The sequence below is a fragment of the Pseudomonas sp. RGM 3321 genome (genome assembly GCF_022836805.1).
Classification (GTDB): Bacteria; Pseudomonadota; Gammaproteobacteria; order Pseudomonadales; family Pseudomonadaceae; genus Aquipseudomonas.
Genome location: NZ_JALHBH010000036.1, coordinates 1 through 448 on the forward strand (window position 1 = coordinate 1; position 448 = coordinate 448).

Sequence of the window (448 nt, forward strand, 5' to 3'; positions counted from 1 at the left end):
TCATTTGTCTGTGCATTCATTAATCCTCCGTTGAACATTAGCTCAATTTCTCTCTACTGATAAATTTATGAGCAAACGAGAAATTCTCCGCAGGGAACAAGAGCGCGAATCACTCAAGATGAAGCGCCGTAGGATCACCTATGTCGCCGTGGGCGTACTGGCCCTCTCTCTTATCATCTTTGGTACGATACTTGCTATTAATAAGTCCCGCCAGGGTCCCGCTATAGAGACTTCCCAGGATATGATCTCTAAGGCGATTGTCTCCATTCCTAAAAGCGTTTATGACAAGGTTGGTCCCGGTTCTTCGGAGCTCCAGGTCACCAAGACTGGGAATAAACCTGACAAGGACGGCAAGGTAAAGCTCTTTTATGTGGGGTCTGAGTTCTGCCCCTTCTGCGCGATGGAAAGACTCCCTCTCGCGGCAGCTTTGTCTCGATTCGGAACCTTC

1 protein-coding gene is annotated in these 448 nt (G+C 48.4%); it reads left to right on the top strand.

What is annotated here, in order from left to right; translation table 11 throughout:
* Positions 1-67: 67 nt before the first annotated feature.
* The coding region (locus RGM3321_RS00130; protein ID WP_244391012.1) for a DUF929 family protein at positions 68-448 on the top strand (381 nt) is incomplete at its 3' end.